At 63.3% G+C, this 22,946-nt stretch carries 20 protein-coding genes and 1 pseudogene; 12 read left to right on the plus strand and 9 right to left on the minus strand.

The genetic code is table 11. The features are described from left to right. Positions 1-78: 78 nt before the first annotated feature. The 3 genes from R6G97_RS19985 to mrcB are packed head-to-tail and all read right to left on the minus strand — an operon-like array spanning position 79 to position 3,528. Entirely contained in the window at positions 79-411 is a 333-nt protein-coding gene (locus tag R6G97_RS19985) for a YqcC family protein (RefSeq protein ID WP_043215773.1), read from the minus strand. Beyond that, complete coding sequence (locus R6G97_RS19990; protein ID WP_090346739.1) at positions 408-1,181, minus strand: tetratricopeptide repeat protein; 774 nt, start codon at positions 1,179-1,181, stop codon at positions 408-410. Before R6G97_RS19990 ends, R6G97_RS19985 begins: the two co-directional genes overlap by 4 nt. A 25-nt stretch (positions 1,182-1,206) precedes the next feature. Next, entirely contained in the window at positions 1,207-3,528 is a 2,322-nt protein-coding gene (gene mrcB, locus R6G97_RS19995; protein WP_090346742.1) for a penicillin-binding protein 1B, read from the minus strand. Between the two features lie 153 nt (positions 3,529-3,681). On the opposite strand from mrcB, the gene R6G97_RS20000 reads away from it, so the two are divergent. Together R6G97_RS20000 and R6G97_RS20005 are read left to right on the plus strand one after the other, a co-directional pair. Then, complete coding sequence (locus tag R6G97_RS20000; RefSeq protein ID WP_182941816.1) at positions 3,682-5,244, plus strand: bifunctional aminoglycoside phosphotransferase/ATP-binding protein; 1,563 nt, start codon at positions 3,682-3,684, stop codon at positions 5,242-5,244. 213 nt (positions 5,245-5,457) lie between these two features. Then, positions 5,458-5,736, plus strand: coding sequence for a TfoX/Sxy family protein (locus tag R6G97_RS20005; RefSeq protein ID WP_043210034.1), 279 nt, complete (start codon positions 5,458-5,460; stop codon positions 5,734-5,736). A gap of 185 nt (positions 5,737-5,921) precedes the next feature. On the opposite strand, the gene R6G97_RS20010 is transcribed toward R6G97_RS20005, so the two are convergent. The 4 genes and pseudogenes from R6G97_RS20010 to R6G97_RS20025 form a co-directional block, all read right to left on the minus strand. Beyond that, a complete protein-coding gene (locus R6G97_RS20010; RefSeq protein WP_043210035.1) occupies positions 5,922-6,809 on the minus strand; it encodes a ChaN family lipoprotein in 888 nt (295 codons plus the stop codon). Positions 6,810-6,821: 12 nt separating this feature from the next. Continuing rightward, positions 6,822-7,535, minus strand: a pseudogene (locus tag R6G97_RS20015) (heme ABC transporter ATP-binding protein); the annotation flags it as partial. Positions 7,536-7,588: 53 nt separating this feature from the next. Beyond that, the gene (locus R6G97_RS20020) at positions 7,589-8,572 is read right to left on the minus strand and encodes a FecCD family ABC transporter permease (RefSeq protein WP_317848170.1); all 984 of its coding nucleotides are present in this window, start codon (positions 8,570-8,572) and stop codon (positions 7,589-7,591) included. Positions 8,573-8,622: 50 nt separating this feature from the next. Beyond that, positions 8,623-9,498, minus strand: a complete 876-nt coding sequence (locus R6G97_RS20025) for a heme/hemin ABC transporter substrate-binding protein (RefSeq protein ID WP_043210041.1) — start codon at positions 9,496-9,498, stop codon at positions 8,623-8,625. A 152-nt stretch (positions 9,499-9,650) separates the two neighbouring features. Between R6G97_RS20025 and R6G97_RS20030 the strand changes: the two genes are divergently transcribed. Further along, a complete protein-coding gene (locus tag R6G97_RS20030) occupies positions 9,651-9,968 on the plus strand; it encodes a Rieske (2Fe-2S) protein (RefSeq protein WP_070576466.1) in 318 nt (105 codons plus the stop codon). On the opposite strand, the gene sfsA is transcribed toward R6G97_RS20030, so the two are convergent. Together sfsA and R6G97_RS20040 are read right to left on the minus strand one after the other, a co-directional pair. Further along, entirely contained in the window at positions 9,958-10,671 is a 714-nt protein-coding gene (sfsA, locus tag R6G97_RS20035) for a DNA/RNA nuclease SfsA (RefSeq protein ID WP_070576470.1), read from the minus strand. The genes R6G97_RS20030 and sfsA overlap by 11 nt on opposite strands. Further along, positions 10,671-11,843: a pyridoxal phosphate-dependent aminotransferase gene (locus tag R6G97_RS20040; RefSeq protein WP_043210048.1), complete on the minus strand. Its 1,173-nt coding sequence runs from the start codon at positions 11,841-11,843 to the stop codon at positions 10,671-10,673. The genes sfsA and R6G97_RS20040 overlap by 1 nt, the downstream gene beginning before the upstream one ends. A gap of 211 nt (positions 11,844-12,054) precedes the next feature. Here R6G97_RS20040 and dksA point away from each other — a divergent pair, with 211 nt between their 5' ends. From dksA to panC, 9 genes are all read left to right on the plus strand, one after another. Beyond that, positions 12,055-12,501 (plus strand): RNA polymerase-binding protein DksA, encoded by a 447-nt coding sequence (gene dksA, locus R6G97_RS20045; RefSeq protein WP_043210050.1) that lies wholly within the window; start codon positions 12,055-12,057, stop codon positions 12,499-12,501. Positions 12,502-12,564: 63 nt separating this feature from the next. Next, positions 12,565-13,452 carry a tRNA glutamyl-Q(34) synthetase GluQRS gene (gluQRS, locus tag R6G97_RS20050; RefSeq protein ID WP_090346753.1) on the plus strand — a complete coding sequence of 296 codons (888 nt, stop codon included), beginning with the start codon at positions 12,565-12,567 and terminating at the stop codon, positions 13,450-13,452. Positions 13,453-13,606: 154 nt separating this feature from the next. Then, positions 13,607-13,783 (plus strand): hypothetical protein, encoded by a 177-nt coding sequence (locus tag R6G97_RS20055; protein ID WP_003250005.1) that lies wholly within the window; start codon positions 13,607-13,609, stop codon positions 13,781-13,783. Continuing rightward, on the plus strand, positions 13,767-16,742 hold the full coding sequence (locus tag R6G97_RS20060; protein WP_168166402.1) for a sensor histidine kinase: 2,976 nt from the start codon (positions 13,767-13,769) through the stop codon (positions 16,740-16,742). Before R6G97_RS20055 ends, R6G97_RS20060 begins: the two co-directional genes overlap by 17 nt. 4 nt (positions 16,743-16,746) lie before the next feature. Then, positions 16,747-18,201 (plus strand): sigma-54-dependent transcriptional regulator, encoded by a 1,455-nt coding sequence (locus R6G97_RS20065; RefSeq protein ID WP_043210058.1) that lies wholly within the window; start codon positions 16,747-16,749, stop codon positions 18,199-18,201. A gap of 913 nt (positions 18,202-19,114) precedes the next feature. After that, the gene (locus R6G97_RS20070; protein ID WP_317847405.1) at positions 19,115-20,503 is read left to right on the plus strand and encodes a polynucleotide adenylyltransferase PcnB; all 1,389 of its coding nucleotides are present in this window, start codon (positions 19,115-19,117) and stop codon (positions 20,501-20,503) included. A 2-nt stretch (positions 20,504-20,505) separates the two neighbouring features. Beyond that, the gene (folK, locus tag R6G97_RS20075; protein ID WP_043210062.1) at positions 20,506-20,985 is read left to right on the plus strand and encodes a 2-amino-4-hydroxy-6-hydroxymethyldihydropteridine diphosphokinase; all 480 of its coding nucleotides are present in this window, start codon (positions 20,506-20,508) and stop codon (positions 20,983-20,985) included. Positions 20,986-21,235: 250 nt separating this feature from the next. Then, positions 21,236-22,036: a 3-methyl-2-oxobutanoate hydroxymethyltransferase gene (panB, locus tag R6G97_RS20080; RefSeq protein WP_043210064.1), complete on the plus strand. Its 801-nt coding sequence runs from the start codon at positions 21,236-21,238 to the stop codon at positions 22,034-22,036. Then, positions 22,033-22,896: a pantoate--beta-alanine ligase gene (gene panC, locus R6G97_RS20085; RefSeq protein ID WP_317847406.1), complete on the plus strand. Its 864-nt coding sequence runs from the start codon at positions 22,033-22,035 to the stop codon at positions 22,894-22,896. Before panB ends, panC begins: the two co-directional genes overlap by 4 nt. The last annotated feature ends 50 nt before the right edge of the window (positions 22,897-22,946 follow it).

Raw genomic sequence — 22,946 nt, forward strand, 5'->3', positions numbered from 1 at the left:
GTGGTCAGCAGCAGGAAAATAAAGATTTCCAAAAAAAAGGGCCACAATCTGCGGCCCTTATAGGAAAAAAAGAAGAAATCAGGCGGAAGGACTGATCAATTGGTCAAATGCTGCCAGCAGACGTCTAAGCTCGCGACTCTGCTCTGGGCGATCGACGAACACCGTTTCGGCCATGACCAGAATGCCAGAGGCATTGGGCAACGGGTGACCGTGCTCGATGATCAGCTTCATACGCGGCAGGAAAATCCATTGCAGCCACTGCTCGAAGGTCATTACATCCACCGCGAACGGGACCACGCTGGCCAGCGCTTCGGCGCTGGGCACCTGTTCGCTCCACCAGCCCTGGACCTGCAATTCGCGCTCGATCAACAACAGATGATCGGCAATATCGAGGATGCGTTGCTCCATCACGAGGTAGTCCGCGCCTTCTGCCGCGCCAATGCCGCACCCTGGCTGTCCCCTTGCTTCTCACGGGCCTGGGCGATGGTGTTCCACAGCTCGGCCTGCAGGTCGGGACGCCCATTGGCGTAGGTCAGCGCACGACGTGCCAGTTGCTCAGCCTGCGCCGAGTCGCCCTGGGCCAGGCGCACCTGGGCCAGACGGAACAGTACCTGCGGCTCGCGCGGAGCGATGCGCTGGGCACGCTCCAGGCTCGAGGCGGCACCGTTGAAGTCACCACCGCCCTGTTGCTGCTGAGCGGTGGTCAGCAGCGCCAGCACCGGCCCATCGAGCTGCTCATCGGCCGACAGCCCGCCGGTGGCGTTGCTGCGCGGAATACCGGTCGGAGCGCTGGGCGTGCTGGACGCGCTGTTCATCGAGGCGATGTCGAACGGCTCGTCGGCAATCGGGTTGGGGTTGGTGGCGATCGGGCCGCTGCTCACAGGGCCAGGGGTGATTGGCCCAGTGCTGATTGGCGCAGCCGTACCGGCCGGGAAGGCCTGGATGGGCGCTGCGCCAGCGCCTTGCGGGATCACCACGGTCACACCGGAATCCTCAGGCAGGGACTGCGCCTGGCTGGTGCCTCCGCTGGGCTGGCGGGCAACGTTACGGTTGCTCGCAATTCGCTCACTGTTCGATACCCGGGTGCTCGAGTCCACCACGGGGATATTGCCGCGCGGAACGCTGGAGCACCCCTGGAGCACGGCAATCGCCGTCAAGGCAGGAAACAACCACTTGTTCACTTCACACCCTCTTCAAAGCTAGCGCTCAATTCATCCATCCCTTGACCCAGTCCATGACGGACTCCACTGGGTCTTGCGGGCCACCACAGGCAGCGCCGGCAGGCGGTTCACTTCCACGAATATACGGCATCTGCACCGCCCCCGGACAGCTACCGTCCGACCCCTGGCCGCTGTACGGGTCGATCCAGGCTTGCACCACGTTGTCCGGTTGCGGCATGTCCAGCGGCAGCGGGTCGGCTTTCTTCATGAAGCTGGTCCATACCTGCAAGGCACCCGTGGCACCGGTGAACGGCGTCTTGCCGTTGTCGTCGCGGCCCAGCCAGACCACCGCCAGCAAATCCTGGCTGAAGCCGGAGAACCAGCTGTCGCGCGAATCGTTACTGGTACCGGTCTTACCTGCCAGGGTCAGCGAACGGGGCAGCACGTTGTAGACCGAACGGCCGGTACCCTCGCGCATCACCCGCTGCATGCCGTTCTGCACCAGATAGATGGCACCTGGATCGAAGGTCTGCTGGATCTGGAACGGGTAGCGCTTGAGCGGCTCGCCTTCGGCGGTGAGCACACTGCGGATACCACGCATCGGCGTGTTGAAACCGCCATTGGCGATGGTCTGGTACATGGTCGCCACCTGCATCGGCGACATGCCGCCCGCGCCCAGCAGCATGGACGGGAACGCCGGCCAGTCGACCTTCACGCCCAGCCTGCCAATGGTCTTGATCACGTTGGGCACGCCCACTTCCAGACCGATCTTGGCGGTGGACAGGTTGTAGGAGTTGGCCAGCCCTTGGTACAGGTAGATGGTGCCGTGGGGGCGACGATCGTAGTTTTGCGGACGCCAGACCTGGCCGTCAGCGCCTTTGACCGAGAACGGCTCGTCCTGCACCCAACTGGTCAAGGTGTACTTGCTGGGTTGTTCCAGGGCGGTCAGGTAGACCGCCGGCTTGACCAGCGAGCCGATCGGCCGTACGGCGTCGATGGCGCGGTTGAACCCGGCGAAGCCGGCCTGCCGGCTGCCGATCAGCGCCTGCACCTCACCGGTTTCCGGATTGGTCACCACCATCGCCGACTCGACCTCATCGGCACCCTTGCGCCCGGCCAGGCGCTTGAAGGTCTCGCTCATGGCCGTCTCGGCCTTCATCTGCAGGATCGGATCGAAGCTGGTGAAGATACGCAGGCCTTCTTCGGTCAAGTCTTCGTCGCGATAGTCCTGGCGTAGTTGGCGCTTGACCAGGTCGAGGAAAGCCGGGAAGGAACTGTCGGCCAGACTGCCGCGCTTGGTCACGCCCAGCGGCATCTTTTTCGCCGCTTCGGCCATCTCCTGGCTGACCACGCCCTGCTCGGCGAGCAGGTCGAGCACCAAATTGCGTCGGGTGAGCGCACGCTCGGGATAACGACGCGGGTTGTAATAGGACGGCCCTTTGACCATCCCCACCAGCAAGGCGATCTGGTGCAGCTTGAGCTCCTGCAGCGGCTGGCTGAAGAAGAACTGGCTGGCCAGGCCGAAGCCGTGCACCGCACGCTGCCCATCCTGGCCGACGAATACCTCGTTGAGGTACGCCTCGAGGATCTCGCGCTTGTCGTAGTGCAGCTCCAGCAGCATGGCCATCATGGCCTCGTTCAGCTTGCGGCTGAGGCTGCGCTCGTTGGTCAGAAAGAAGTTCTTCACCAACTGCTGGGTCAGGGTACTACCGCCCTGGCGCATGGCGCCTGCGGAGGTGTTGACCCACAAGGCACGGGCGATGGATTTGGGCGATACGCCATGGTGGCTGTAGAAGTCGCGGTCTTCAACGGCGACCAGGGTTTCCAGCAGATAAGGCGGAACCTGGTCGATCTTGATCAGGATCCGGTCTTCGAGATTCTTGGGATAGATGCCGCCAATCATCAGCGGTTCGAGTCGCACCACATCCAGCTTGCCACCATTGGCACCGGACAGCCCGGCGACATAATCGCCGGAGAAACGCACGCGCACGAACTGCGCAGGTTCCATGCCCTCGTAGAACTGGAAGCCTCGGGTATTGAGGTCGACCGTGTTGCCGTTGACCGAGGCCGCGCCCGGGCCGTTGGCGGCCGCTTCACGACGATAGCCCAGGGCATCGAGCTCTGTGAGGAAGTCGTTGCGGCTCAACTTCTGGCCGACGAACAGCTCCAGCGGACGGGCGTATACCTTGGCCGGGATGGTCCAACGCTTGCCGGAGAACTTCTCCTGGACGACAGCATCGAGATAAACCGCGAAGCCGGCAAGCACCACCAGGCCGACCAGGCTGAGCTTGAGCGCCCAGCCCAGCCAGGCGCGGGAGCGGCCGGTCGGGCGTTTCTTGGGGGTACGGGAGTTTCGGGTACGAGTCATGGCGGCGGATTATACGCACTTTGATAAAGGCTAGTGGCCTGCGGGACGAAACGGAAAGCTCGCGTTCATCCGCCAGGATTTCCAGCTGTTTGCAGGGACGGCACCATTGACCATAATGGCGCTTTCGAATTCCCTGCCCCAGAAGGATTGCCCGTGAGCCAAGCCCTGATCAGCGCGCTGCAGAACCCCGCCCTCTATGCCCACCCGGTGGACGGGTTCCAACTCATCGAGACGCATATCTCCTGGGTGCTGCTGACCGGCGAGTACGCCTACAAGATCAAGAAGCCGATGAACTTCGGCTTCCTGGATTTCACCGAGCTGGACCAACGCCGTCACTTCTGCAACGAAGAGCTACGCCTGAACCAGCGCCTTACCGAGGGCCTGTACCTTGAAGTGCTGCCGATCACAGGAACGGCCGATGCTCCCCAACTGGGCGGCGCCGGCGCACCGATCGAGTATGCCTTGAAGATGCGCCAGTTCCCCCAAGGCCAGATGCTCAGTACCTTGCAGGCCAATGGCGAACTCAATGCCAGCCACATCGACCAGATGGCCCGCCAGATCGCCGAATTCCACCTGCAGGCGCCCAAGGTATCGGTCGACCATCCGTTAGGCACACCTGACAGTGTCATGGCACCGGTCGAGCAGAACTTCGAGCAGATCCGTCCGTTCCTCAGCGACAAGGCCGACCTGCAACAACTGGACAACCTACAGGCGTGGGCCCGCAGCAGCTTCGAGCGGCTTCACGGGTTGCTCGAGGCGCGCAAGGCCCAGGGGTTTATCCGCGAGTGCCATGGCGACATCCACCTGGGCAACGCCACGCTGATCGACGGCAAGGTGGTGATCTTCGACTGCATCGAATTCAACGAGCCGTTCCGCCTGACCGACGTCTATGCCGACACCGCTTTCCTGGCCATGGACCTCGAAGACCGCGGGCTGAAATGCCTGGCCCGTCGTTTCATCAGCCAATACCTGGAGCTGACCGGCGACTACGAAGGCCTGGAACTGCTCAACTTCTACAAGGCCTACCGCGCCCTGGTGCGCGCCAAGGTCGCACTGTTCAGCATGCCGGCCGATGCCGACGGCGTGCAGCGTGCCACCACCCTGCGCACCTACCGCAACTATGCCAACCTGGCCGAAAGCTACAGTGCCATTCCATCGCGGCTGCTGGCCATCACCCATGGCGTCTCGGCCGTGGGCAAGAGCCACGTGGCCATGCGTCTGGTCGAAGCCCTGGGCGCGATTCGTGTACGTTCGGATGTCGAGCGCAAGCGCCTGTTCGGCGAGCAACAGCAACAAAGCGCTGGCCAACTGCAGGCCGGCATCTATGACCAGGACGCCAGCCGCGCCACGTATCAGCGCCTGCATGAGCTGGCGGCGATCATCCTGCGTGCAGGCTTCCCGGTGGTGCTCGATGCCACCTACCTCAAGCTGGCCCAGCGCCAAGCCGCGGCCCAGGTTGCCAACGAAACGGGCGTTCCGTTCCTGATCCTCGATTGCCAGGCGCCCGACGCGGTCATCGCCAGCTGGCTGGCCCAGCGCCAGACCGAGGCTAACGACCCCTCCGATGCCACCCTGGAAGTGGTCAAGGCCCAACAGGCCAGCCGCGAACCGCTGAGCGCCGAAGAACTGCCCCACTGCAAGCGGGTGGACACACAGGAAAGCGCCAGCATGGACCAATTGATCGAGCAGATCCGCCAGCGTCTCCCAGGCATTTGAACGATTCATGAAGGGCTGCTCTTGCAGCCCTTTTTGCATGCCATCGCGACCGGGTAAAGCCACGCTCACAGATGCCAACGCCCGGTTTTCAGGGTGGCCCTCGTCGGGGGTCGATGGCAAAAGGCCGCGTATTTCCCAACCCCCGCTACACTCCTCTGAAACCTGCTCGCGATTTATCCCAAAGACCTCGTTCAGCCATCGCAAGGAGGCCCGATGAACGATGAATTGCAGCATCTGAGAAATCTTGGCAAGACCTCCGCGCAATGGCTTCATGCCGTCGGCATCCACAGTGCATCGGACTTGCGCCGCCTGGGCGCGGTAGGCGCCTACCAGGCTGTGAAGTCGCGGGGGTTCCGGGCATCGAAGGTGTTGTTGTACTCCATCGAGGCGGCACTGCTGGACATGCACTGGAATGATTTGCCGGTCGAGCGTAAACAAGCGCTCGATGAACAGCTGGACGCCAAAAGCCCTGTGCAAAAAAAATCAAAATAGGCGGGATGGGGGGATTGACCTATAAATGAGAATCGTTATGATTATCACAACTGGTCGCGAGACTGGTTGGATAACCTGAAAAGTCCTTGGTTCGGACGCTCAGATTATCTCCTCATCAGGCTAATCACGGTTATTGACCCGGCACTTTGCCGGGTCTTTTTTTGCCTCCGATAAACAAAGTCCGATCAACGACGCAATCGGGCGCAGTAGTCCTGTTCAGGCAAGGCGGCCGTGTACCAGACGTAGTCGGCCATGCCCGGCTCGACTTTTTCGCCCACCTCCACCAGTAACAACACTTTGGATTCGCCCTCTGCGCCCAGATCAGCCAGGTGCAGTGGCACACCCAAGTCCTTGCGCGCATGGTAGCTGCCGGTCAGCAACAGGGCCGGTTGTGGCGCGCCAAGGACGCGTTCGGCGATGCGGCGGTCGCGTTGCTGCTGCACGGCAAGCATGGCCGGCAGCTGGTTTTCCGGCAGCAATCCACAGTGTCCGGCGCGCACCTGGTCTAGCAGCGCAGCCTTGACCGCAGGTGCATTCGAGCGCGGCCCCTGCAACACCGGGGTGTCCCGATAAGCCTGACGCAACTCCTCCGGCGAAAGATTGGCCGCCAGCAGCGCAATCTGCCGATGCAAAGCCTCCTGCACGATCGGCCCATACCATTGCCAGTCCCAGCCGTCCTGCCAGGCCAGGGCTTTGGGCAAATCCTCAGGCATGACCGCCTGCCCTTGCACGGCATCGATCAGCGGTTGCTGCGAAGGCTGCAGCATCTCCAGCAACAGACTGCCCTGGGGGCGACGGGCCTCCAAGGCTCGCAACAGCCACAGCTGCAACGCGTGGTGATCGGGATTGTCGTGCTTCTCTCCCACCAGCACCCGAGGCGCCGGGGCCAGGTACGCAACTAGCTGCTCTGGCGTGAGCTGCTCACCCGTGGCCAGGTCACGGATTTGCCCCAGTTGTGCGCTATCGCGTCCTTCGCCGGCTTGCCACGCCGGCAAGTCGGGCAGGCTGGCCTGGCAGCCGGACAACACCAAAGCCAGCAGGATCGATAGGCCGGACAGCACGGGATGGCGCATGGGCAAAGCCTCCTAGCGGGTGATGATCAACGGATGACCGAGCTCCGGGTGCGGCTGCACCAGCACATCGATTCCAAATACCGCCTTGAGCGCGTCAGGCGTCAGCACCTGCTGCGGGGTGCCCAGCGCATGGCAGCGTCCCTGCTCCAGCAACAGGATCTGGTCACAGTAGCGCGCGGCGAGGTTGAGGTCGTGCAGAATCACCATCACCGCCGCGCCCTGGTCGGCAAAGCGCCGCACCGCTTGCAAGGTGGTGTGCTGGTGCAAGGGGTCCAGCATCGAAGTGGGCTCGTCCAGCAGCAGGGTGGCGCCCTCCTCCCCCGGCCACAGCTGCGCCAGCACCCGGGCCAGGTGAACCCGCTGGCGCTCGCCACCGGACAGCGCCAGGTAGCTGCGATCGACCAGGTGCAGGGCATCAGCCGCACCCAAGGCGGCGTGGACGATTTCCTGGTCGCGTTGCTGACCACTGGCGTGAGGCAGCCGGCCAAGCCCGACCACTTCTTCGACACCAAATGCAAACCCAAGGGTGGAAACCTGCGGCAGTACCGCCAGGCAACGAGCGCGTGCTTGGCCTGGCCAGTCCGCCAAGGTGCGACCACGCAAACGCACCTGCCCCTGACTGGGAGCCAGCTCGCCGCACAGCACGCCCAACAGGCTACTTTTGCCGGCCCCATTGGGGCCCAGTACACCCAGGACCTGCCCAGGACGCACGTGCAAGTCGATCGCCTGCAGCACGTCCTGGGTTCCGCGCCGCAAACGTACCCCTTGGGCTTCCAGCATCAGCTTCGCCCTCGTATCAACAAGAACAAGAAGAACGGCGCGCCGAGGAACGCAGTAACGATGCCAATCGGCGGCTCCGCCGGTGCCAGCGCCAGCCGGGCCACCAAGTCGGCGAACAAGAGCAAGGCGCCCCCTGCGAGCAACGAGGCAGGCAGCAGCACCCGATGGTCGGGGCCTGCCAGCAAGCGCATCAAGTGCGGCACTACCAAGCCGATGAAACCGATCAACCCCGCAGCCGCCACCGCAGCCCCCACGCCCAGGGCAGTACAGAACACCAGCTCACGCTTGAGCGACTCCACATCGATGCCCAAGTGCCGGGCCTCGGACTCGCCCAGCAACAGGGCATTGAGCGCCTGGGCGCGGCGTGGCAGCCACAGCGCAACCGCTGCTGTCACCAGCAGCAAGGGCCACAGGCGCTCGTAGCTGGCACCGTTGAGGCTGCCCAGGTTCCAGAAGGTCAAGGTGCGCAGCGTGGCGTCATCGGCCAGGTAGGTGAACAAGCCGACCGCCGAACCGGCCAATGCAGTCAGGGCGATGCCTGCGAGCAGCATGGTGGCGACGCTGGTTTGCCCGTCGCGCCGGCCCAGGCGATACACCAGCGCGGTCACACCGAGGCCGCCCACGAAGGCACAGCCCGACAACAGGTAAGGCGAGAACCACTCTGGGATCCCGCCCAGCCAGCTACCACCGACAATCGCCACCGCCGCCCCCAGCGCTGCTCCACTGGCCACCCCGACCAGCCCAGGATCTGCCAGAGGGTTGCGGAACAGCCCCTGCATCGTCACGCCGGACAGCGCCAGCACCGCGCCCACAGCCAGCCCCAGGAGGGTACGAGGCAAGCGGATCTGCCCAAGGATCATCTCGGCTTGTTCCAGCCCCTCGGCGTGAACCGGCACACCCAGCAGTCGCAGGCCCGCACGCAGGGTATCGAACAGCGGGAGGCTGACCGGCCCAAGCGCCAGCGACAACCAAACGGCCAACAGGCAAGACAGCGTCAGACAGACAAACAGCGCGCGGGACTGAACGCGGCCTCTCATTGGGCCTTGGCCACCGGATAGAAGGCCTCGGCCAGTGCGGTCAAGGTGGCTGGCAAGCGCGGACCAAGACCACCGACGAGCAAGGTCGGGTCCAGCGCTACCAGGCGCCTCTCTCGGACTGCCCGGGACGTGGCCAGCGCGGGGTTTTCCTTGAGCAACGCCTGCAGCGCCTGCTCGCCCTCGAGGCTGCGATCGGAGAGCACCAGCACATCTGGATCCAGCGCTGCCAGAGCCTCGACCGAGAAGTTCTTGTAACCCGGATGCTCGGCCAGGTTACGGGCACCGGCCTGGCGTAGCAGCCAGTCCCCCGATGTGCCCAGGCCTGCGATCAGGGGCTTGGCACCTGCATGCCCGACCAGCAGCAGAACCCCTGGCGCCTTCTGGCTGGCCTGGGCCTGCTTGACCCTGGCTTGCAGCGCATCGAGTTGCCGGTGGTAACCGGCGGTCAGCTCGGCGGCTTTCTGTTCGGCCCCCAGCAAACTGCCTAGGCGTTGGAGGTTATCGTCCACGGCGTCCAACTCGGCCTTGCTGGAGAACAACTCCACCCGCACCCCGGCCTTGCGCACTTGCGCCAGCACCGGCGGCGGCCCCATCTCCTCGGTGCCGACCAAGACATCCGGGCGCAGGCTGAGAATCCCTTCGGCGGACAATTGCCGTTGATAGCCGATGCTAGGCAGCGATTTGAGCGACTCAGGGTGCTGACTGGTGGTATCGACCCCCACCAGTTGCCGCTCCCCCCCCAGGGCGCTGATCCATTCACTCAAGGCGCCACCCGCACTGACCCAGCGCTGGGGTAGCTCGGCGGCCAATGCCTGGGTGGCAAGTACAAGACTTGCACACAGGACGATCAGGGCAGCGGGACGACGCATCATCGTTTTCCTTTACAGAAGGCGGGCCGCGCGCCTTGTAGCGGGCGACGGAACTGCGCACCATAGGCAGCCTGGCGCAGCGACTGCGAGCAATTTGATAATTGTTCGCATTGAGGCGTCAAGCCATCCCTTTGTCACATGAGCTGTCTGCTTCAATGCATTTCCTTTGCGCATCCCTCGATCTCGCCGAAGGCCACAGCCGCGCATTCAGCGTAGCGGGCGAGCAAGTTTTCGGCGTACGGCGTCAGGGCCAGGTTTACCTTTATCGCAACCGCTGCCCCCACAAGGGCATTCCATTGAATTGGGAGGCGGATGCTTTTCTCGATCAGAGCGCCAGCCTGATCCACTGCGCCCATCACGGCGCGTTGTTCCTGATCGAAAGCGGCGAATGCGTGGCCGGCCCCTGCGAGGGCGAACAGTTGCAGGCACTGGCCTGCCTTGAAGACAGCCAGGGCATCTGGCTCAAGGCGTGAGCAGCACCGGCAATGGCCTGTCGATGACGATCTGCTCGGCGTCCAGGCGCGTGCCGTAGGCCAGCACCTCCACGCCATCGGCCACTGCAGTGCGCAGGGCCTGGGCATAAGCCGCGTCGATTTCCTCGGCCGGACGCACCGCCTCGACACCGGTCAGGTTCACGCAATACAACTGCACCGCACGGATTCCCTGGCGCGCCAGGGCTGCGAGCTCGCGCAGGTGCTTGGCGCCGCGCTGGGTCACCGCGTCGGGAAAAGCTGCGACCGGCGTGTCCGGGTAGCCCAGGGTCACACTCTTGACCTCCACATAAGCCGGCCCCTCGGCGAACTCCAGACGAAAGTCCACCCGGCTGCCTTCCTCGCCATACGCCACTTCGCGCTTGAGCGCCGTGAACCCGGCCAGTTCGGTGATACGTCCGGCGCGCAGCGCTTCCTCCACCAAGGCATTGGCCCGCCCCGTGTTGACACAGGCCAGGCGCCCCTGGGGCGTCTCGCTGATCTCCCAGGTGCCGGGCAACTTGCGTTTGGGGTCGTTGGAGCGGCTGAACCAAACCTGCCCGCCCTCGCGCATGCAATTGAGCATCGAGCCGGTGTTGGGGCAGTGGATAGTCAGTTGCTCACCGCTGGCCAACTCGATGTCGGCCAGGAACCGTTTGTAGCGGCGCAACAAGCGCGCCTGTTCGAGTGCAGGGAAGAACAACATCAGCCTTGCCAGCTCCTCAGGCCACGTGCGATGCGTTGCACGGCTTCCTCAAGACGCGGCAGGCTCTGGGTGTAGGCGAACCGCACATGATGACCGGCCTGGTGACGACCGAAGTCCAGGCCCGGCGTGAAGGCCAGGTGCTCGGTTTCCAGGAAGTGCTGGCAGAAAGCGAAGGCATCGCCACCAAAGGCACTGATATCGGCATACAGATAGAAAGCGCCCTGCGGCTCCACGGCGATGCCGAAGCCCAGCTCGCGCAGCGCCGGCAGCAGAAAGTCCCGGCGGCGGGCGAACTCGGCACGACGTTCTTCCAGAATGGCCAGGGTCTGAGGTTCGAAGCAAGCCAGCGCGGCATGCTGGGCCATGCTCGGCGCACTGATGTAGAGGTTCTGCGCCAGCTTCTCGAGGTCCTTCACCGCGCTGGGCGGTGCGACCAGCCAGCCGAGGCGCCAACCGGTCATGCCGAAATACTTGGAAAAACTATTCAAGACGAACGCCTGGTCGTCCACCTCCAGCACGCTCGGTGCGTCCATGCCATAGGTGAGGCCATGATAGATTTCGTCCACCACCAGATGCCCGTGGCGCTCGCGGGTAGCCTTGGAGAGGCTGGCCAACTCGTCACGCTCGAGCACTGTACCCGTGGGGTTGGCAGGCGAGGCCACCAAGGCACCGACAGTGTCTTTGTCCCAGTAGCGGTCGACCAGGTCGGCCGTCAGTTGATAATTGACGTCCGGCCCTACCGGTACCAGTTGCGCCCCACCTTCGACCAGACGCAGGAAGTGGCGGTTGCACGGGTAGCCGGGGTCGGCCAGCAGCCAGTGCTTGCCCGGATCGACCAACAGACTGCTGGCCAGCAGCAACGCACCGGATCCGCCCGGGGTGATGAGGATCCGTTCAGGGTCGACGCTCACCCCGTAGCGCTGGTCGTAGAAACCTGCAATCGCCTCGCGCAGGGCGGGCAGGCCGCGGGCCGCGGTGTAGCGGGTGTGGCCCGAGGCCAAGGCCGCCTGGCCAGCCGCCACGATGGGCGTGGCGGTGGTGAAGTCCGGCTCGCCGATCTCCAGGTGGATGACATCATGGCCAGCCGCCTGCAGCTCATTGGCGCGCGCCAGCAACGCCATGACGTGGAAGGGTTCGATAGCGCGACTGCGTGCACTGTAGGGCTGAGCCATGGGCCTTCTCTCAATTGGGTCTAAACTGGTGATTCTACCCCTGCGAGGCATCGAACGTGCGGCTCGCACCGCTGTCAACTCCTAGGATCGGGCGGGGTAGCGCACCCCCGATCTATCTGGTAAGTTCGGCGGCTCGCAGTCGCAGGGCCGGCGGGTGCCGGAGATGGAGCAGCCTGCGCATTGGATCAGATGAGTGAGAGGCGGTCTATTCATGTCCACCGTAGAAAAGCAAAAAGCCGGTCAAACCATGTACGGTGTCGAACCCTATAAGGAAACGCCGGGCGAAGAGTACATGGGTGAACCCATGCGCAAGCATTTCACCAAACTCCTCAGTGCCTGGAAGCAAGAGCTGATGACCAGTGTGGATCGGACTGTAGACCACATGAAGGATGAAGCAGCCAACTTCCCGGACCCTGCCGACCGTGCCAGCCAGGAAGAGGAATTCGCCCTCGAACTGCGCAACCGGGATCGTGAACGCAAGCTGATCAAGAAGATCGACAAGACCCTGCAATCGATCCAGGACGAAGAGTACGGCTGGTGCGAAGCCTGCGGCGTCGAGATCGGCCTGCGTCGCCTGGAAGCGCGCCCAACCGCCGACCTGTGCTTCGACTGCAAGGAACTGGCGGAGAAGAAGGAAAAGCAGGTCGGCAAGGCCTGACCTGATTCCCACCTGAACGGGGCGCTCGATGCGCCCCGTTTCATTTATATAGCCTGCAAACCCATGAACGACTCCAGCTATATCGGGCGCTTCGCCCCCACCCCCAGCGGCTTTCTGCACTTCGGATCGCTCGTCGCGGCGCTCGCTTCCTGGCTCGATGCCCGCGCGGTGGGCGGACGCTGGTTGTTGCGCATGGAGGACACCGACCCGCCTCGGGAAATGCCCGGTGCACGGGATGCCATCCTGCAGACCCTGGAGCGTTACGGCCTGGAGTGGGACGGCGAGGTCGTCCACCAAAGCCAGCGCCACGAAGCCTATGCCGAGGTGGTCGAGCGTCTGATGCGCATGGGCCTGGCCTATGCCTGCACGTGCTCGCGCAAACAACTGGAGGGTTATGGCGGGGTGTATCCGGGGTTGTGCCGAAACGCCGGACATGCCCGCGAAGGCGCGGCGATCCGCCTGCGGGTGCCGGAGTTGATCTACCGCTTCACCGATCGCGTCCAGGGGGCTTTCGAGCAACACCTGGGACGTGAGGTGGGCGATTTCGTCATCCAGCGCCGGGACGGGCTCTACGCCTACCAACTGGCCGTGGTGCTGGACGATGCCTGGCAAGGCGTCACCGATATCGTGCGGGGCGCCGATCTCCTGGACAACACACCTCGCCAGCTCTACCTGCAGGAATTGCTGGGCTTCTCCCAGCCACGCTACCTGCACATCCCGCTGATCACTCAGCCGGACGGCCACAAGCTGGGTAAATCCTATCGCTCGCCACCACTGGCGGCCGATCAAGCTACGCCCCTGTTGTTGCGCGCCTTGCGGGCCCTGGGCCAGGCCACAGAGCCTGGCATGGAGCGCGCCAGCCCCGCCGAGGTGCTGACGGTCGCACGGCAGCAGTGGCGCCCCGAGGCGATCGCCCACAAATTGACGGTGCCGGAGGCTGACCTGCGCTGATCGAGCGTTCGCGCAGGCCCGTTGTAACAAGCGCGGTGCAAAAACCCAATAAATTCAAATTGTTGCCGAGCGAGGATGAATCCCGCTAGCATCGTCCCAGCCATTTGCGCCAATAATAAGTCCAAGCCCGCAGCGCCCAACCTTCGAGGCCAGCATGTACATCTATCGTTTGGTCCTGCTTCTGGTCGTGGGGATCTACCTGTTTTCCCCGGCCATCATGGACTGGTGGATCGAGCCGACCGGTGCCTGGTACCGACCCTACCTGCTCTGGCTGATCCTCATCGTCGTCACCTTCATTTTGCAGAGCCAACGAGATGCCGATGAGCTTTAGCCTGACCCAGATGATCCTGATCAGCGCCGCTTACCTGCTGGTGCTGTTCGGTGTGGCCTGGATCAGCGAGCGTGGGCTGATCCCGCGTTCGATCATCCGCCACCCGCTGACCTACACCCTGTCCCTGGGCGTCTATGCCAGTGCCTGGGCCTTCTATGGCTCGGTGGGCCTGGCCTATCAGTACGGCTATGGCTTCCTGGCCTGTTACCTAGGGGTATCCGGGGCCTTCCTGCTGGCGCCGGTGCTGCTCTATCCCATTCTAAAGATCACCCGCACCTACCAGCTCTCGTCGCTGGCCGACTTGCTGGCGTTTCGCTTTCGCAGCACGTGGGCCGGCGCGCTCACCACCATCTTCATGTTGATCGGTGTGCTGCCCCTGCTGGCCCTGCAGATCCAGGCGGTGGCCGACTCGATCAGCATCCTCACCGGCGAGCCGGTCAAGGCTCGGGTAGCCTTCGCATTCTGCGTGTTGATCATCCTGTTCACGATCTTCTTCGGCTCGCGCCACATCGCCACGCGTGAAAAACACGAAGGCCTGGTGTTCGCCATCGCCTTCGAATCGGTGATCAAGCTGCTGGCCCTGGGCGGTATCGGTCTGTATGCGCTGTATGGCGTATTCGGCGGTCCGCACCAGCTGGAGGTCTGGCTGCTGCAGAACCAGACTGCGCTGGCCGCACTGCACACGCCGCTGCAGGAAGGTCCGTGGCGAACCCTGCTGCTGGTGTTCTTCGCCTCGGCCATCGTCATGCCGCACATGTACCACATGGCCTTCACCGAAAACCTCAACCCGCGCTCGCTGGTCAGCGCCAGCTGGGGCCTGCCGCTGTTCCTGCTGCTGATGAGCCTGGCCGTGCCGCTGGTGCTCTGGGCCGGCCTGCGCCTGGGCGCGAGCACCAATCCAGAGTACTTCACCCTGGGCCTGGGCATCGCCGCCGATAACCCAGCGCTGGCCCTGCTCGCCTATGTCGGTGGCCTCTCTGCCGCCAGCGGGCTGATCATCGTCACAACCCTGGCCCTCTCGGGGATGGCCCTCAACCACTTGGTGCTGCCGCTCTATCAGCCACCGGCCGAGGGCAACATCTACCGCTGGCTGAAGTGGACCCGGCGCGCCCTGATCGTCGCCATCATCGCGGCAGGCTTCGTCTTCTACCTGACCCAGAACAATCACCAGAGCCTGGCCAACCTGGGCATCGTCGCTTTCGTCGCCACCTTGCAGTTCCTGCCGGGCGTGCTTTCGGTGCTGTACTGGCCGACTGCCAACCGCCGCGGCTTCATCGCCGGCCTGATGGCGGGCATCGCGGTGTGGATGGTGACCATGCTGCTGCCGCTGCTGGGCAATCTGCAGGGCTTCTATATCCCGCTGCTGGACATGATCTACGTGCTGGACGACACCAGCTGGCACATGGCAGCCATCGGCTCGTTGGCCGCCAACGTCCTGCTGTTCACCCTGATCTCGCTGTTCACCAATGCCAGCAGCGAAGAAGTCAGCGCTGCCGAGGCCTGCGCCGTGGACAACGTGCGCCGGCCACAACGGCGTGAGCTACATGCCGCCTCGCCCCAGGAGTTCGCCACCCAATTGGCCAAGCCCCTGGGCGCGAAGGCCGCGCAGAAGGAAGTCGAGCAGGCCCTGCGTGACCTCTACCTGCCCTTCGACGAACGCCGCCCCTATGCCTTGCGCCGCCTGCGCGACCGCATCGAGGCCAACCTGTCGGGCCTGATGGGGCCGAGCGTGGCCCAGGACATGGTCGAGACCTTCCTGCCCTACAAATCGGGCAACGAGAACTACGTCACCGAAGACATCCACTTCATCGAAAGCCGCCTGGAAGACTACCACTCGCGCCTGACCGGCCTCGCCGCCGAGCTCGATGCCCTGCGCCGCTACCACCGCCAGACGCTGCAGGAGCTGCCCATGGGCGTGTGCTCTTTGGCCAAGGACCAAGAGATCCTGATGTGGAACAAAGCCATGGAAGAGCTGACCGGCGTGGCTGCCATGCATGTGGTCGGCTCGCGTCTGGTCACTGTCAGCGAGCCTTGGCGCGGGCTGTTGCAGAACTTCATCAACATCCCCGACGAACACCTGCACAAGCAGCGCCTGGCCCTGGACGGACAGACCCGCTGGCTCAACCTGCACAAGGCGGCCATCGCCGAGCCCTTGGCACCGGGCAACAGCGGCCTGGTGCTGCTGGTCGAGGACCTGACCGAAACCCAGGCCCTGGAAGACAAACTGGTGCACTCAGAGCGCCTGGCGAGCATCGGTCGCCTGGCTGCGGGCGTGGCCCATGAGATCGGCAACCCTATCACCGGCATCGCCTGCCTTGCGCAGAACCTGCGCGAAGAGCGTGAAGGCGATGGAGAGATCATCGAACTCTCCAGCCAGATCATCGAACAGACCAAACGCGTTTCGCGCATCGTCCAGTCGCTGATGAGCTTCGCCCATGCAGGTGGCAGCCACCAGAACAGCGAGGAGCCGGTGTGCCTGGCCGAAGTCGCGCAAGATGCCATTGGTCTGCTGGCGTTGAACCGGCGCAATTTCGAAGTACAGTTCTTCAACCTCTGCGACCCGGATCACTGGGCCGAGGGTGATCCCCAGCGCCTGGCCCAGGTGCTGATCAACCTGCTTTCCAACGCCCGCGACGCATCCCCGCCCGGCAGCGCCGTGCGTGTGCGCAGCGCTGTGTGTGAGCACACTGTCGACCTGATCGTCGAGGACGAAGGCAGCGGAATCCCGAAAAACATCATGGACCGGCTGTTCGAGCCCTTCTTCACCACCAAGGACCCTGGCGAAGGCACTGGACTGGGGCTTGCTCTGGTCTATTCCATCGTGGAAGAGCATTATGGGCAAATCACCATCGACAGCCCGGCCGATATCGAACGCCAACGTGGTACCCGGATCCGCGTGACCCTGCCAAGGCATGTCGTAGCGACGTCCCCTGAAATTCGAGACCGTCGAGAGAATTGAATCAATGCCGCACATTCTGATCGTCGAAGACGAAACCATCATCCGCTCGGCCTTGCGTCGACTGCTCGAGCGGAACCAGTACCAAGTCAGCGAAGCCGGCTCGGTGCAGGAAGCCCAGGAACGCTTCAGCATTGCCACCTTCGACCTGATCGTCAGCGACCTGCGCCTGCCCGGCGCCCCGGGCACCGAGTTGATCAAGCTCGGCCAGGGCACACCGGTGCTGATCATGACCAGCTATGCCAGCCTGCGCTCGGCGGTCGATTCGATGAAAATGGGCGCGGTGGACTACATCGCCAAGCCCTTCGATCACGACGAGATGCTCCAGGCCGTGGCGCGCATCCTGCGCGACCGGCAGAACGCCCCGGCACCTGCCGCCGTCAGCGCCGCCGAGCCGCGCGCCAACGGCAAGGCAGTCGCCGCCGACAAGGCCAGCCCGGCCTCGGCCAACGGCGAGATCGGCATCATTGGCTCGTGCCCACCGATGCAGGACATGTTCGGCAAGATCCGCAAGGTCGCGCCTACCGACTCCAATGTCCTGATCCAGGGTGAATCCGGCACCGGCAAGGAGCTGGTCGCCCGCGCCCTGCACAACCTGTCGCGTCGCGCCAAAGCCCCGATGATCTCGGTCAACTGCGCGGCCATCCCGGAAACCCTGATCGAGTCCGAACTGTTCGGCCACGAGAAAGGCGCGTTCACAGGTGCCAGCGCAGGCCGTGCCGGCCTTGTCGAAGCGGCCGACGGCGGTACGCTGTTCCTCGATGAAATCGGCGAGCTGCCACTCGAAGCCCAGGCCCGCCTGCTGCGTGTGCTACAGGAAGGCGAGATCCGTCGGGTCGGCTCGGTGCAATCGCAGAAGGTCGATGTCCGTCTGATAGCCGCGACCCATCGCGACCTGAAGAACCTGGCCAAGGCAGGGCAGTTCCGCGAAGACCTTTATTACCGCCTGCACGTGATTGCCCTGAAGCTTCCGGCCCTGCGCGAGCGCGGCAGCGACGTCAACGAAATCGCCGATGCCTTCCTGGCCCGCCAGAGCGCTCGCATCGGCCGAGACGATCTGCACTTCTCCGCCGAGGCCGAGCAAGCGATCCGTCATTACAGTTGGCCAGGCAACGTACGCGAGCTGGAAAACGCCGTGGAGCGCGCGGTGATTCTCAGCGAGAGCGCGGAAATCTCCGCTGATCTGCTGGGCATCGACATCGAGTTGAGCGGCCTGGAGGACGAAGGGCCGTTCGACACCGCTCCGGCCGTGGCCGGCGCCGGTACCAACAACGCCAGCCATGAACCAACCGAGGACTTGTCCCTGGAAGACTACTTCCAGCATTTCGTCCTCGAGCATCAGGATCACATGACCGAGACCGAGCTGGCCCGCAAGCTGGGCGTCAGCCGCAAATGCCTGTGGGAACGACGTCAACGCCTGGGTATTCCACGGCGCAAGAGCAATGCCACTAGCGACAATTGATCCGCCCCTCCCCGCTACAGAGGCAGGAGGGTTTTCTCCTGCCTGCGCCTTCCTCCCCAAAACACCACGCAGCTCGTGAGAAACCCACTGTCTTGTGGTGCTCACTCGCGCCTATTCGTGGACGAACCCGCTCCTACAGGTACAGCGTGTCGATGAATGCGCCACGAAACCTGCGGGAGCGGGTGCCGCCACGAAGAAACCTACTCGCCGCACTGACATCGGCGTTGCCGGTGTTCCTCGGTAACAGCGCAGTTGCCCAAGGAATCTGTTACCCCACCCGCCCAGGCGTAACATCAGCCGAGGCGTACGGTAACGAAATTTCGACATTTTCTGCATGACACCGAAAGCACAGAACCCGCAAAGCCTTGATTTTGCTGGGTTTAGCAAAGTTGGCACGGCACCTGCTATATGTCTGGTACAAGAACAATAACAAGCACTGCAATCCAGAATAAGAACAAGACGAAACGGCTCACGCACAATAAAAACAAGACGGCGGAGGCGCAGCTAACTGATTCTTTTGGAGAGGAGTTGTGTTTGGGGCTTGCCCCACAGCCAGGCAGAGAACAACAAAAACTGCACTAAAAAGCAGCGCCTGAACTGGTTGGATCGAACGATCAGCATAACATCAGCGACCAAAGCAATCCGTTTGCTCTTCACCCCCGGGTTGGGGGTCGTCCACAAGCTTTGAGATTTGTGGGCAGGGCATCAACAAAAACAAGAAGCCCGGCAGAAAAACAATAAGAGCACGCAACGACTTTCCTGGGGAGCTTCGGCTCCCCATGTCGTTTCTCCCCCTCCAGCATCACCGCCAAAGCAGCGCCTACACCATTCCCCGAGTAAATGCTAGAATCCCCGCCCATCATGCGGCCATTCTCCTATTCTTGGCCGAACATTCCTTCAAACAGTGCATCCCATGCTGAAGAAGCTGTTCCAGTCGTTCCGTCCTCCTATCCGTGGTCAGCACCACAGGCGCACCACGCCTGAAGTGATCAACAAGAGCCAGCACTCGCTGCAACGCAGCCAGTTCAGCCGCCACGCGGTGAGTATCGTCGAGCGCCTGCAAAGCGCCGGTTACCAGGCCTATCTGGTCGGCGGCTGCGTCCGCGACCTGCTCCTGGGTATCAATCCCAAGGATTTCGACGTCGCCACCAGTGCCACTCCTGAGCAAGTCCGCGCAGAGTTTCGCAACGCTCGAATCATTGGCCGCCGCTTCAAGCTGGTCCATGTGCATTTTGGCCGTGAGATCATCGAAGTCGCCACTTTCCGTGCCCATCACTCCGAAGAAGATCAAAGCGATAGCCACCGCTCGTCGCACAATGCCAGCGGGCGCATTCTGCGCGACAACGTTTATGGCACCTTGGAAGACGACGCCCAGCGTCGTGACTTCACCATCAACGCGCTGTACTACGACCCGGTCAGCGAACGGATCCTCGACTATGCCAACGGCGTGCACGATATCCGCAACCGCCTGCTGCGCCTGATCGGTGACCCTACCCAACGCTACCAGGAAGACCCGGTACGCATGCTGCGAGCCGTGCGCTTTGCCGCCAAGCTCGATTTCGGCATCGAAAAGCACACGGTTCAGCCGATCCGCGACCTGGCTCCGCTGCTGCGAGAGATCCCGCCAGCGCGCCTGTTCGAAGAAAGCCTCAAGCTGTTCCTTTCCGGCCAAGGCGCAATCACCTTCGAGATGCTGGTGGACCTGCACCTATTCGACCCACTGTTCCCGGCCAGCGCCCATGCGCTGGAAGAACGCCCGACCTACACCCACACCCTGATCAGCCAGGCGCTGTCCAACACCGACCTGCGGGTCAAGCAAGGCAAGCCGGTCACCCCGGCCTTCCTGTTCGCTGCCCTGCTCTGGCCGGCGCTGCCGGGCCGCGCGCTGTACCTGCAAAGCCAGGGTGTGCCGCCGATTCCGGCCATGAACAACGCCGCCCACGACCTGATCGCCGAACAGTGCGCACGCATCGCGATACCTAAGCGTTTCACCCTGCCGATCCGCGAGATCTGGGACATGCAGGAGCGTCTGCCACGCCGCAGTGGCAAGCGCGCCGACATGATGCTCGACAACCCACGCTTCCGCGCCGGCTACGACTTCCTGTTACTGCGCGAAAGCGCCGGCGAGGAAACCGACGATCTGGGCCAATGGTGGACAGACTATCAGGACGCCAACGACAGCGAACGTCGCGACATGATCCGTGACCTGGGCAGCCGCGACGACGGTGCCGGTGCCGCGCCCCGCAAACGCAAGCGCAGTGGCAGCAAGCGCAAGCGCAGCGGCGACGAAAACTGGGATTGAACATGACGACCCGCGCCTACATTGGCCTGGGCAGCAATCTGGCCGAGCCCGCCGAACAATTGCGAAGCGCCCTGCAGGCGCTGGACAACGTCGAAGGTACCCGCCTGGCAGCCACCTCGGCTTTCTATACCAGCGACTCCCTGCTCCCCGGCCAACCGCGCTACACCAATGCCGTGGCCGCCGTGGACACCCATCTCGCGCCACTGGCGTTGCTCGACGCCCTTCAGGCCATCGAGCTTGACCAAGGCCGCGAGCGCAAGGAGCGCTGGGGGCCCCGTACCCTCGACCTGGACGTCCTGTTGTTCGGCGACCAAGTCATCGACGTGCCACGCCTCAAAGTCCCGCACTACCACATGCAGGCGCGCCCTTTCGTGCTCTATCCCCTGGCTGAGCTGGTACCCGCCGATTTCCACCTTGCCGACGGCCGTAGCCTGGCGCAATTGCTTGAGGCCTGCCCCTTCGTGGGTCTGGAACGCCTGTAATCCGGGCGTTTCGGACAACGGTAACGCCAGTAACACCCTGATCGTAACAATGCGGTAACAGGGTGATTGACTTCCCCCCCCTCGCTCACGACTATAGGCGTCCCGTGGCACCAAAGTGCCGCCTTTTTACCTATTTAGGCTCGGACGGACCTGTGCCCGAACATCACACACGATGATGTGCCGCTCCGGAAGATGATTACACGCGTTGTACGCAGTCGTTTTTCACAGCGCCTGAACGAGGATTTCCTACATGCCTGAAGTAACCCTGACCACCCTGCACGGCCTCAAGGCCAAGGGTGAGAAAATCGCCATGCTGACGTGCTACGACGCGACCTTCGCCAAGGCCGCCTGCGCAGCCGGCGTGGAAATACTGTTGGTGGGTGACTCCCTGGGCATGGTCCTGCAGGGCCATGACAGTACCCTGCCGGTCACGACCGCCGAAATGGCCTACCACACTGCCTGCGTCAAGCGTGGCAACGAGGGCGCCCTGATCCTCGCCGACCTGCCGTTCATGGCCCACGCCACACCTGAGCAGGCCTTCGCCAACTGCGCCACCCTGATGCAGGCCGGCGCCCACATGATCAAGCTCGAAGGCGCCGCCTGGCTGGCAGAGACCATCCGTCTGCTGGCCGAACGTGGCGTGCCAGTGTGCGCGCACATGGGCCTGACTCCGCAGACCGTCAATGTGCTAGGCGGCTACAAGGTTCAGGGCCGCCAGGAAGCCCAGGCTCGGCAAATGCGTGCCGACGCCATCGCCCTGGAACAAGCCGGTGCGGCCATGCTGCTGCTGGAGTGCGTGCCCAGCGACTTGGCCGCCGAGATCACCCAGGCGGTCAGCATTCCGGTCATCGGTATCGGAGCCGGCAGCGCCACCGACGGTCAGGTGCTGGTCCTGCATGACATGCTCGGGCTATCCCTGAGCGGGCGTGTGCCCAAGTTCGTGAAGAACTTCATGGAAGGCCAGCCGGATATTCACAGCGCCCTGGCTGCCTACGTGCAAGCGGTCAAGGCAGTCAGCTTCCCAGGTAGCGAACACGGGTTCAGCGCATGAATACAGTCAAGACCGTTCGAGAACTGCGCGCCGCCGTGGCACGCGCCCGCGGCGAAGGCAAGCGGATCGGCTTCGTGCCGACCATGGGCAACCTGCACAGTGGCCATGCCGCACTGGTGACCAAAGCCGCCCAGCGTGCCGATTTCGTGGTCGCGAGCATCTTCGTCAACCCGCTGCAGTTTGGCGCCGGCGAAGACCTGGACAAATATCCCCGTACCCTCGCCGCCGACCAAGAGCGCTTGCTCGAAGCCGGGTGCCACCTGCTGTTCGCGCCCACCGTCGAGGAGATGTACCCCGACGGCATGGCAGTGCAGACGCGCGTCAGCGTGCCGCAACTGTCCGAAGGCTTGTGTGGCGCCAGCCGCCCTGGACACTTCGAAGGCGTCGCCACCGTGGTCAGCAAGCTGTTCAACATGGTCCAGCCCGACCTTGCAGTGTTCGGCGAAAAGGACTTCCAGCAGTTGGCGGTGATCCGCGCCATGGTGCGCGACCTGAACATGCCGATCCAGATCATCGGCGAGCCCACCGTGCGCGCCGAGGATGGCCTGGCGCTGTCATCGCGCAACGGCTACCTGAGCCCGGAGCAGCGCGCTGCTGCGCCTGCGCTGTACCGAACCTTGAAGACCATGGCCGAGGCCATCACCAAGGGCCAGCGTGACTATCCCGCTTTGATTGCCGAGGGGCAGGTGCAACTGGTTGCCGCTGGGTTCCGCCCAGACTACCTGGAAGTGCGCCACGCCATGACCTTGCGCCCGGCAATGATCGATGACCGCGACCTGGTGATCCTGGCTGCGGCCTACATGGGCACTACCCGCTTGATCGACAACTTGTACCTGCACCTGGACGAAAAGACTGCGTGATACCTGGGGCGGAAGCTCGTGAGGGGGCGCAAAGCCCCCCATTCCTTCCT

It is taken from the genome of Pseudomonas sp. HTZ2 (genome assembly GCF_033173945.1).
Taxonomy (GTDB): domain Bacteria; phylum Pseudomonadota; class Gammaproteobacteria; order Pseudomonadales; family Pseudomonadaceae; genus Aquipseudomonas; species Aquipseudomonas guariconensis.

Excerpts from the sequence above, each read along its gene's own strand:
- mrcB (WP_090346742.1), bottom strand. The coding sequence starts at position 3,528 with ATGACTCGTACCCGAAACTCCCGTACCCCCAAGAAACGCCCGACCGGC.
- R6G97_RS20005 (WP_043210034.1), top strand. The coding sequence starts at position 5,458 with ATGAACGATGAATTGCAGCATCTGAGAAATCTTGGCAAGACCTCCGCG.
- R6G97_RS20010 (WP_043210035.1), bottom strand. The coding sequence starts at position 6,809 with ATGCGCCATCCCGTGCTGTCCGGCCTATCGATCCTGCTGGCTTTGGTG.
- R6G97_RS20025 (WP_043210041.1), bottom strand. The coding sequence starts at position 9,498 with ATGATGCGTCGTCCCGCTGCCCTGATCGTCCTGTGTGCAAGTCTTGTA.
- R6G97_RS20030 (WP_070576466.1), top strand. The coding sequence starts at position 9,651 with ATGCATTTCCTTTGCGCATCCCTCGATCTCGCCGAAGGCCACAGCCGC.
- sfsA (WP_070576470.1), bottom strand. The coding sequence starts at position 10,671 with ATGTTGTTCTTCCCTGCACTCGAACAGGCGCGCTTGTTGCGCCGCTAC.
- R6G97_RS20040 (WP_043210048.1), bottom strand. The coding sequence starts at position 11,843 with ATGGCTCAGCCCTACAGTGCACGCAGTCGCGCTATCGAACCCTTCCAC.
- dksA (WP_043210050.1), top strand. The coding sequence starts at position 12,055 with ATGTCCACCGTAGAAAAGCAAAAAGCCGGTCAAACCATGTACGGTGTC.
- gluQRS (WP_090346753.1), top strand. The coding sequence starts at position 12,565 with ATGAACGACTCCAGCTATATCGGGCGCTTCGCCCCCACCCCCAGCGGC.
- R6G97_RS20055 (WP_003250005.1), top strand. The coding sequence starts at position 13,607 with ATGTACATCTATCGTTTGGTCCTGCTTCTGGTCGTGGGGATCTACCTG.
- R6G97_RS20060 (WP_168166402.1), top strand. The coding sequence starts at position 13,767 with ATGCCGATGAGCTTTAGCCTGACCCAGATGATCCTGATCAGCGCCGCT.
- R6G97_RS20065 (WP_043210058.1), top strand. The coding sequence starts at position 16,747 with ATGCCGCACATTCTGATCGTCGAAGACGAAACCATCATCCGCTCGGCC.
- R6G97_RS20070 (WP_317847405.1), top strand. The coding sequence starts at position 19,115 with ATGCTGAAGAAGCTGTTCCAGTCGTTCCGTCCTCCTATCCGTGGTCAG.
- folK (WP_043210062.1), top strand. The coding sequence starts at position 20,506 with ATGACGACCCGCGCCTACATTGGCCTGGGCAGCAATCTGGCCGAGCCC.
- panB (WP_043210064.1), top strand. The coding sequence starts at position 21,236 with ATGCCTGAAGTAACCCTGACCACCCTGCACGGCCTCAAGGCCAAGGGT.
- panC (WP_317847406.1), top strand. The coding sequence starts at position 22,033 with ATGAATACAGTCAAGACCGTTCGAGAACTGCGCGCCGCCGTGGCACGC.